8 protein-coding genes are annotated in these 9,231 nt (G+C 70.2%); 3 read left to right on the top strand and 5 right to left on the bottom strand.

The features are described 5' to 3' along the window. Positions 1-268 precede the first annotated feature (268 nt). On the bottom strand, positions 269-1,024 hold the full coding sequence (locus FrCorBMG51_RS05665; protein WP_275452044.1) for an amino acid ABC transporter ATP-binding protein: 756 nt from the start codon (positions 1,022-1,024) through the stop codon (positions 269-271). Positions 1,025-1,164: 140 nt separating this feature from the next. Here FrCorBMG51_RS05665 and FrCorBMG51_RS05660 point away from each other — a divergent pair, with 140 nt between their 5' ends. Continuing rightward, positions 1,165-1,806 (top strand): TetR/AcrR family transcriptional regulator, encoded by a 642-nt coding sequence (locus FrCorBMG51_RS05660; RefSeq protein WP_076842475.1) that lies wholly within the window; start codon positions 1,165-1,167, stop codon positions 1,804-1,806. Positions 1,807-1,837: 31 nt separating this feature from the next. Here the strand turns inward: FrCorBMG51_RS05660 and FrCorBMG51_RS05655 are convergent, their stop codons facing one another. Beyond that, on the bottom strand, positions 1,838-2,704 hold the full coding sequence (locus tag FrCorBMG51_RS05655) for a TetR/AcrR family transcriptional regulator (protein ID WP_047222052.1): 867 nt from the start codon (positions 2,702-2,704) through the stop codon (positions 1,838-1,840). A gap of 370 nt (positions 2,705-3,074) precedes the next feature. Between FrCorBMG51_RS05655 and FrCorBMG51_RS05650 the strand changes: the two genes are divergently transcribed. Next, positions 3,075-4,574: an MDR family MFS transporter gene (locus FrCorBMG51_RS05650; RefSeq protein WP_235433343.1), complete on the top strand. Its 1,500-nt coding sequence runs from the start codon at positions 3,075-3,077 to the stop codon at positions 4,572-4,574. A gap of 62 nt (positions 4,575-4,636) precedes the next feature. On the opposite strand, the gene FrCorBMG51_RS05645 is transcribed toward FrCorBMG51_RS05650, so the two are convergent. The 3 genes from FrCorBMG51_RS05645 to FrCorBMG51_RS05635 form a co-directional block, all read right to left on the bottom strand. Continuing rightward, a complete protein-coding gene (locus FrCorBMG51_RS05645; RefSeq protein WP_076842477.1) occupies positions 4,637-5,320 on the bottom strand; it encodes a TetR/AcrR family transcriptional regulator in 684 nt (227 codons plus the stop codon). A 38-nt stretch (positions 5,321-5,358) separates the two neighbouring features. Further along, positions 5,359-6,834, bottom strand: a complete 1,476-nt coding sequence (locus FrCorBMG51_RS05640; protein ID WP_047222050.1) for an MFS transporter — start codon at positions 6,832-6,834, stop codon at positions 5,359-5,361. Between the two features lie 241 nt (positions 6,835-7,075). Then, positions 7,076-7,510, bottom strand: coding sequence for a MarR family winged helix-turn-helix transcriptional regulator (locus FrCorBMG51_RS05635; RefSeq protein WP_047222049.1), 435 nt, complete (start codon positions 7,508-7,510; stop codon positions 7,076-7,078). Between the two features lie 70 nt (positions 7,511-7,580). Here FrCorBMG51_RS05635 and FrCorBMG51_RS05630 point away from each other — a divergent pair, with 70 nt between their 5' ends. Beyond that, positions 7,581-9,095, top strand: a complete 1,515-nt coding sequence (locus FrCorBMG51_RS05630) for an MFS transporter (protein WP_047222048.1) — start codon at positions 7,581-7,583, stop codon at positions 9,093-9,095. Positions 9,096-9,231 lie beyond the last annotated feature (136 nt).

The following is a 9,231-nucleotide window of genomic DNA, read 5'->3' as shown; positions in this document are numbered from 1 at the left end:
CCCCGCCTCGGCGAGCTTCGCCGCCGTGGTGCCGGCGGCGAAGCTGGGCTTCACCGGGGTCTCGTTCTCGGTACCGGTCGTGTCACTGCTACAACCGGCGGCGGCGAGCGCGACGGCACCGGCGAGCACAGCCGTCATCAGCCGTCGTCGCCGTAGCGGGTGCCGCTGGAGCGGCTGGGACCTGCTCGACAGGTGTGGAATCCGCATGGTCATCCTTTCCGAGGGGATCATGTCGGCTGTGGGTGGCGGGGAGGGGGCACGGGCTGGTTCAGTGGGGGAGGACACGGGCCAGGAAGTCGCGAGCCCGCTGCGTCCGCGGGCTGTCGAAGAAGTCCGCCGGAGCGCCTTCCTCGAGAATTCCGCCGTCGGCCATGAACACGACCCGGTCCGCGGCCCGCCGGGCGAACCCCATCTCGTGGGTGACGACCACCATGGTCATGCCGTCGCGGGCGAGTTCGGCCATGACGTCGAGCACCTCGGCGATGTATTCCGGGTCGAGCGCCGAGGTGGGTTCGTCGAAGAGGATCACCTTCGGGTCCATGGCCAGCGCCCGGGCGATCGCGACACGCTGCTGCTGCCCGCCGGAAAGCTCGGCGGGATAGCTGCCGGCCTTCGCGCCGACGCCCACCCGGTCGAGCAGTTCCCGCCCCCGGCGCTCGGCCGCGTTCCGCGGGGTTCCCCGGACCTTTGTCGGCCCGAGCGTGACGTTCTCCAGCGCCGTCTTGTGAGCGAAGAGGTTGAAGGCCTGGAAGACCATGCCCACCTCGGCCCGTAACCGCGCGAGCGCGCGGCCCTCCTCGGGCAGTTGCCGCCCGTCAATCGTGATCTGCCCGGCGTCGATGGTCTCCAGCCGGTTGATGCAGCGGCACAGCGTCGACTTGCCCGATCCCGACGGGCCGATGACGACGACCACCTCGCCGCTGTGGACGGTCAGGTCGATCGCATGCAGGGCACGGAAATCGCCGAAGGACTTCTCAACGCCATCCACGACGATCAGGGGCTTACCCCGCGTGCTCTCCGTCACGTGCGGCCCTTCGGTCAGGTTGAGCCGAACGGTAGCAGGTGTACTGTGCGCACTCGGGCGGTGTGTCGGATGCCGAACGTTGCGGGTCCGTCGGCCCGGACTTGTCGCGATCGCGAGAATGCCATCGGGAGGTGAACCGCATGGCGAAGCCGACGAGCGACATGCCCGCGGCCGCTGACCCGGCCCTGCGCGCGGACGCCCGCCGCAACTACGACCTGTTGCTGACCGCTGCCCGTGCCGCCTTCGCCGAGCACGGCACCGACGCCTCCCTGCGGGAGGTCGCACGGCGCGCCGGCGTCGGGATCGGGACGCTCTACCGGCACTTCCCGACCCGGGAGGCGCTCGTCGAGGCGCTGATGCGCGACGGCTTCGACAGCCTGCGTACGAAGGCGGAGGAACTGCTCGCGTCCCCGGCTCCGGGCGACGCGCTGATCAGCTGGCTACGGGAGATGGCCGCCCGCTCGGTCGCCTACCACGGGCTGCCCGCCTCCGTGCTGGCCGCGCTGCACGACGAGAGCTCGCATCTGTACGCCTCGTGCCACGCCATGCGCGCCGCCGCGGCGCGACTGCTCGCCCGCGCCCAGCGGTCCGCGGCCGTCCGCCCGGACGTCACAGCCGAGGAGCTGTTCGCGCTGGTGGCGGCGATCGCCTGGGCGGGTGAGCGGACGCCCGGGGGAGCGGAGCTGACCGACCGTCTGCTGTCGCTGATGACGACCGGGCTGCAGACCGGGCTGCCGCGGATCACGGATCACGGATCACGGCAGGCGGACGGCCGTCCCTGACGCGGCACCGCGCCGACGGCGGCGGGTGAGACTACGAGTTCGCCGCGCGGCCCTGTTTCACGCCGTTTCCCCGCCCCGCCCTCATGGCATCCGGGTGGGAGGTGTCCGGGCGGCGGCGGGTGCCGGGTGGGAGCTGCTCGAGGGAGGACGCGATGCCGGCGAGCACCCACTCCAGGCCCTCGTCGAACCGTTGCTGTGCCTCACCGCGGTCGGTCAGCAACGCGAGATCGGGACCGAGGGCGGCGATATGGGGGTAGCCGCCGGTGTCGACGAGAGTACGAAGGTAGCTCTGCGCCAGATGCTGCTGTTCGGCGGCGTTCTCGCCGTCCCGCCGAGGCATGCGCTGTTCCAGGTGCTCGGAGACGATGTGGCCGACCGTGTAGGTGTCCACAGCCCTGAGGATGCAGATCTTGCGGCGCTGGTCGATGTCGAGGCTGGCGACGGCGGCCAGGGACTGCTCCATGTGACGGATGGCGTTGGGACCCAGCCGCGGCCAGGCGCCCCTGGCCTTCACGATCCAGGGGTGTTGTAGAGTGACAGCGCGTGTCCGTTGGGCGATGGTCCACAGCGCCTCCCGCCAGTCGGCGGGCAGCGGCTCGGGGACGATGACGTCGGCGATGGCCTGGTCGGTCATCAGCTCGAAGAGGTCGTCCTTGCGCTGGATGTGCGAGTAGAGGCTCATTGGACGGGCGCCCAGCGCCGCCGCGACCCGACGGATGGAGACCGCGCCGAGCCCTTCGGTGTCGGCCAGCATGATCGCCGCGTTGACGATCGCGTCCCGGGTGAGCCCCGGCTTCTGCTCCTTGGCCAGGCGGGTCCACAGCAGGCCGACCGGCGGCCGGTCGGCCTGCTGTGAGGCGGTCGGCGCCTGGATCGCGGCATGGCGCTCGCAGGACACGCAATGAGGGTATCGCCGGATCGGATCTGGCGATACCGCGTACGACGAATCGATACACCGTCTCGCTTGAGAGACGGTGTACGGCCTACCGATACGGTGTATCGTCAAGCACGGCAGCGTGTCCGCCCGTCCACGTCGCGCCAGGACACTCCAAATATCACCTGATTTCCGGAGGCTCGTGATGGCAGAACCCCAGGCGTCCACCGCCTCCGGGCGACCGAACGAGCCGAGCGGACCGAACAGTCAGAACAGGGCGAACAAGCCAAACAAAAAGAATGATTCGAGCGAGTCGCGAAAGCTGAGGCAGGCGAGAGCGGACCGGATCGACCCGGCGCTGCTCCGAATCGCCGGGATCATTCTGGTCGGCACGGTGGTCGTGCAGCTGGACACCACGATCGTCGCCGTTGCCATCGACACCCTGAGCCGCTCGTTCGGCGTCGGAATCTCGACGATCCAGTGGGTCAGCACCGGCTACATGCTCGCCCTGGCGATGGTGATCCCCCTGACCGGCTGGTCGGTGGAGCGGTTCGGCGGCAAGCGGATGTGGATGCTGTCGCTGGCACTGTTTCTCGCCGGGTCGGCGCTGTGCGGGGTGGCCTGGTCGGCCGGCAGCATGATCGTCTTCCGGGTGCTGCAGGGCGTCGGCGGCGGCATGCTCCTGCCTCTGATGCAGACCCTCCTCGCCCAGGCCGCCGGCCCACAGCGGATGGGCCGGCTGATGGCCACGGTCGCTGTGCCCGCCCTGGTGACGCCCATCCTGGGGCCGGTGATAGGCGGCGTGATCCTCGACAACCTGAGCTGGCGCTGGATCTTCCTCATCAACATCCCGGTCTGCCTGGTCGCCCTGTTGCTGGCCTGGCGGGGGCTGCCCGACGTGCGGATCCCGGGCCGGCACCCGCTGGACGTCCGCGGGTTCGTGCTGCTCTCCCCGGCGCTGGCGGCGGTCGTCTACGGTTTCTCGGCGGCGGGCAGCAGAGGCAGTTTCAGCGATGTCGAGGCGATCGTCCCGCTGGTCGTCGGCGTGGTCCTGCTGGTCCTGTTCATCGCGCACGCCCTGGTGACCACCGTGGAACCGATCATCGATCTGCGGATGTTCCGCAGCCGCGCCTTCGCCGGCTCGTCCGGGATCATGTTCATCGCCGGGATCTCGCTGTTCGGCGCGATGCTTCTGCTCCCGCTGTACGAACAGCAGGTCCGCGGCCGCAGCGCGGTCGATGCCGGGCTGCTGCTCGCCCCACAGGGGATCGGCATGATGATCGCTGTGATCGTGGTCGGCCGGCTCGCCGACCGGGGTGCCACCCGGCTGCTCGTCCTGACCGGTCTGGTGCTGAGCGTGCTGGGTACTGTCGCCCACACCCAGGTCGGCACCGACACCAGCGAGTGGCTGCTCGGCGCGTCCCTGGCCCTGCGCGGTGTCGGGCTCGCGGCGGTGATGATCCCTGTCATGTCGGCGGTCTACCACGGCCTGCGCCAGGACGAGATCCCCCGCGCCACCTCGGCGGTACGGATCTTCCAGCAGATCGGCGGCTCTCTCGGCACCGCCGTGCTCGCGGTGGTCCTCGCCCACGGGATCGCCGCCCGGGGCGGATCCGCCCAGGTGGACGCGGCCGGGCTGGCGGACGCCTTCGGGGAGACCTTCTGGTGGACGCTGGCGCTCACCGCCGTCGCGGTGCCATGCGCCTTCCTGCTGCCCGGCCGGCTGGCCGCCCCCGCGCCGACGTCCAGTTCGGCCAGTTCGGGCGGCTCGGGCGGCTCGGTCCGGCCGGCGCCCCCGGAGCAGGCCACGGGCATGGACGAGGCCGGCCTGCTGCCCGGCGCCGCGCGGACGGCGGCCACGCCGTCCCCAGGCCTGAACAAGGGCCGAGCGTAACGCTCGCTGACCGGCTCGGCGCTGACCAGCGGCCGGCTCAGTCAGGCTGAGCCGGCCGGCTGTCAGTGCAGGCGCAGCGCGGCGGAGCTCGTGACCACCCGCTCCCACTTCTGCGCATCGACCGGTGGGGTGGCCAGCGGCCGTGGGCCGCCCGGGCGCAGCCCGTCGAGGAGCAGGTCCAGATGGCGACGCCACACCATCGGCGCGACCCGGTCGGTCGCGTCCACCAGGCTGGTCACCGTCCACAACAGAACAGAGATGTCACGGTAAGTGACGTCCGGGCGCAGTCGACCGGCCTTGCGGGCGGCCTCCAGCAGGCCGTCCACCACCCGGTGGATCTCCTCCCGCAACGGCCGGCCGAGGGCCGAGTCCCACAGCCGGCTGTTGCCCCTCCCCTCGCTGGCGTGCCGTTCCACGAGGGTCCGCACGAACGTCTCCAGGCGCTCGCCGGGTTCCCGGTGTTCGCCGGCGGCCCTGGCCAGGCTCAACATGCGTTCGAGGTAGGGCAGGGCGACCGCGTCCAGCAGCGCCCCCTTGGTCGGGAAGCGGCGGTAGACGGTGCCGATACCGACTCCGGCGCGGCTGGCGACCTCCTCCATGGTGAAGGCGGGGCCTCGCTCGCCGTACACCTCGGACGCCGCGGACAGCACCCGTTCCCGGTTTCGTGCCGCGTCGCAGCGTAGCCGTTCCGGCGCCGTGACCTCTGGCGGCGCGGGCACGGACGAAGTTTCCGCGGTCCTGCTCATGACGACACGGTAGTAGGGTCACGCGGCGAATACAGCCGCTACCAGGACTGTGTGGTCGCCGGAGCGCCGCCGCGCGGCTCGGGCAGCGCCATGCTCTTGGTGGCCGCGGCCCCGGCGGCCGGGGTGCCGGTGGGCTGCCGGCGTACCGGCACGATCGCGGCCGCCACCCCGGCGGCAACCATCGACACGGCCAGTACCGCGAAGCTCACACTGTAGCCGTGCTCGCTCGGCAGCCCGCTCGCCAGCGCGCCGGAGGCGAGGATGCTGGTGACGACCTGGCTCCCGATCGATCCGCCGATCGTGCGGATGTTCGCGTTCATTCCGGTCGCGGCCCCGGTCTGGGCGGGCGGAACAGCCTCGATGATCAGGTTGGACATGGACGAGAACGCAAGCCCTATACCGATGCCCTGGATGGTCGTGGCGACGAAGAACTCCCAGGGCTCGTGGTGCGCCACCGAGAGCATCAGGAACGGGACCGAGGCCAGCAGGGAACCCACCACCAGCGGCTGCTTGGCCCCACGCCGGGCAGTGATCTTGCCGATCAGGGAGCTCATGATGATCATTGCCATGCTGCTGGGCAGCATGTACAGCCCGGAGGTGGTGACCGAGGCGTCGAAGCCGTAGCCGGCCTCCGGGGGCGCCTGCAGGAAGGGCGGGATGACGATGAAGGTCGAGTACATTCCGACGCCGAGCAGCAGTGCCGCCACGTTGGTCCACCACACGGCCGGGACACGCATCATCGTCATGTCGATCAGCGGTACGGCGGAGCGTTCCTCCACCTGGATCCACAGCACGATCAGCACCACGGCCGCGCCGAACAGGGCCAGCGTGCCGCCGGACGTCCAGCCCCAGGCGCTGCCCCGGTTGAGCCCGAGCAGCAGTGCGACCAGCCAGCCGGACAGCAGCGCCGCGGCCGGGAGGTTGACCCGTCCCGGGTTGCGCACCGGGGACTCCGGGATGAACAGCGCCGTTGTCAGGGTGGCGATCGCCGACATGATGAGCGGGATCCAGAACAGCCAGTGCCACGACAGGTGGTCGACCACCGGCCCGGCGATCACTATGCCGAACGCGCTGCCGATGCCGAGCATCCCCGACATCATCCCGATGGCGCCGGGCACCCGACGGGCCGGGAACTCGTCGCGGATGATGCCGAAGGACAGTGGGAACAGCCCGCCGCCGAGCCCCTGGATCACCCGGGCGACGATGAGCACGCCAACCGAACTCGTCAGCGCGGCCAGCAGCGATCCGGCGGTCAGCGAGGCATAGACGACGACGAGCATCTTCTTCTTGCCGAACATGTCACCGAGGCGGCCCAGGATGGGTGTCGCGACCGAGGCGGACAGCAGGTAGGCGGTGAGCACCCAGGTTGCCGTCGTCTGGGAGGTGTGCAGATCCCGCTGGATGACCGGTAGGGCCGGCAGCACCATCGACTGCAGCAGCGTGTAACCGGCAGTACCGAGTGTAAGTGCGGCAAAGGTGATGGCGACCTGCCGGTCGCTGCGTTCTGTGGACATGGGCCTCCGTCCCGGACAAGCGGAATTGCCCTCCGGATCGTAACAGTTAAGCGGAGCTTGCTTCCGTTTAACTGGCCGGTCACCCGGCGGCCCGGAGTCGGCCCGGCCGCTGGTGGTCGAGACCGTCGCGGCTCGCCGAAGGCGCCACGCGTGGCCGTCTCACGCCTTGTCCGGTGTCGTGGCTGGTGTACTGGTTGCTGACCAGCCTCGACCGATCACGGTCGATCGCGTGTGGTCGCCGTCAGTCGTGGGACGGCGTACCCTCCGCCAGCGCGGCGGCGAGCAGGAGGCGCAGGGTTGCGCGTTCCTGGGGGCTGAGTGTGTCGAGGATCCTGTCCTCGACGGCGTCCATCCCGCGTTCGGCGGCCATGATGGCGCCGCTGCCGGCGGGTGTGCGATACACAAGGTGGCGCCGGCGGTCGGCCGGGTCGCGCCGGCGTTCCACCCAGCCCAGGCGCTCGACCTCGTTGAGGAGCAGCACGAGGTTGTTCGCGTCCAGGCACAGCACGTCGCCGAGCTGCCGCTGGGGGACGCCGGTGTCCTCGCCGAGATGGTTGAGGGCCACGAACTGCTTGAGCGTCATGCCGAGCACGTCGTCGGTGGCCTCCCGGTACACGCGCCGGGCGAGGCGTGTCAACAGGACGATCGACCCTGAGGTGGTTGCGGCGACGCTCATGATTCCAACGATCTTATCATTGCGGGGTCAATATTGCTTCTTTGATAATCAACGATATAGTGACTATTCCATGAGCGACATCATCGTTCCGGCTCCGGTCACGCTCTCCCGTTCGCGGCGGCGATGGCTCGCCCTGCTGGTCGCCCTCACGGCGCAACTAATGATCATTCTTGACTCCAGCGTGGTGAACGTCGCGCTGCCGGTCATCCAGAACGATCTGCACTTCAGCCAGGCCAACCTCACCTGGGTCGTCAACGCCTACATGATCAGTTACGGCAGCTTCCTGCTGGTCGCCGGCCGGCTTGGTGACCTCGTCGGCCGGAAGAAGGTCTTCCTCGCCGGCATAGCGCTGTTCACCGCCGCCTCGGCCGCCTGCGGGCTCAGCGACGGGCAGGCGTTCCTGATCGCCGCCCGTTTCGCGCAGGGCCTGGGCGGGGCGCTGGCGTCGGCGACCATCCTCGCGTTCATCGTCACCGACTTCCCGCAGCCGCAGGAGCGGGCCCGGGCGATGAGCGTCTACCTGCTTGTCACCGTCAGCGGCGGCTCGCTCGGCCTGCTGCTCGGCGGTGCCCTCACGCAGGCTCTGGGCTGGCACTGGATCTTCGTTATCAACATCCCGATCGGCCTGCTCGCGTTGCCGGCCGCGGCCGCGTTCATCTCCGAACGTCCCGGCAGCGGCCTGCGGCAGGGGGCCGACCTGCCAGGTGCCGTTCTGGTCACCGCGGCGGTGCTGATCGGCATCGACGCCATCGTGCAGGCGGCCGAGTACGGTTGGCTGTCGGGGCACACCCTTGGCCTCGGCGCGGTCACGGTCGCGCTGCTCGGCGCGTTCGCCGTCCGGGAGTCACACACGTCGAACCCGCTCGTTCCGATACGGATCCTGCGGCTGCGCAGCCTCATCGGTTCCAGCGCCGTACGCGCGGTCGTGGCCGCCGGCATGTACGGGGTGTTCTTCTTCGGGGCGCTGTACCTGGAACAGGCCCTCGGGTACGACGCCGTCCACACGGGGCTTGCGTTTCTGCCACAGACCGTCATGGTGGCCGTGCTCTCCATGGGGATCACCGCCCGGCTCGTGTCCGCCTGGGGGCCCGAGCGGGTTCTCGTCTCCGGGCTGATTTCCATGATCGCCGGACTGCTGCTGCTCGCCTGGTCGCTCGGGGGCGAGCACGTCGACTACTTCCCGGGGCTCTTCTTCGCCTTCGTCCTGGTCGGGCTGGGGACCGGCGCGGTCTTCATGCCCCTGCTGACCATGGCCGTGGCCCAGGTCGCGCCCGCCGACGCCGGCCTGGCCTCGGGGATCGTCAACGTCTCCATGCAGATCTCCGCCGCGGTCGGCCTGGCCGCGCTGGGGACACTGTCCAGCAACCGGACGGCCAGCCTCCTGGCCGACGGCCACAGCCAGCTTGCCGCGTTCACCGGCGGCTGCCGTCTCGGGGTGCTCACCGGCGCGGGATGCGTGGCGTTCGGCCTCCTGCTCGCCGTCACCGTGCTGCGCGCTCCCCGGAGCAGGCGGGAAGTCGTGGACGTCCCGAGCCAGCCGGCCGACGGAGCTGTCCTGCCCGGGCAGTCGGCGCGGAGCCGCTGACGGGCGCCGCGCACGTCGCCCACGAGAAGGCGCCGGCCGAGGCCGGTCGGAGCGGCGACGCCGTACAGCGGGCTCGTGTCCCCGCCGCCCCGCCGAGCGCAATCACCATCAGTAGCGGAAATGGCCCGTGCGCGGC

Source organism: Protofrankia coriariae (assembly GCF_001017755.1).
Lineage (GTDB): Bacteria > Actinomycetota > Actinomycetes > Frankiales > Frankiaceae > Protofrankia > Protofrankia coriariae.
This window is presented reverse-complemented; position numbering and strand designations above follow the sequence as displayed.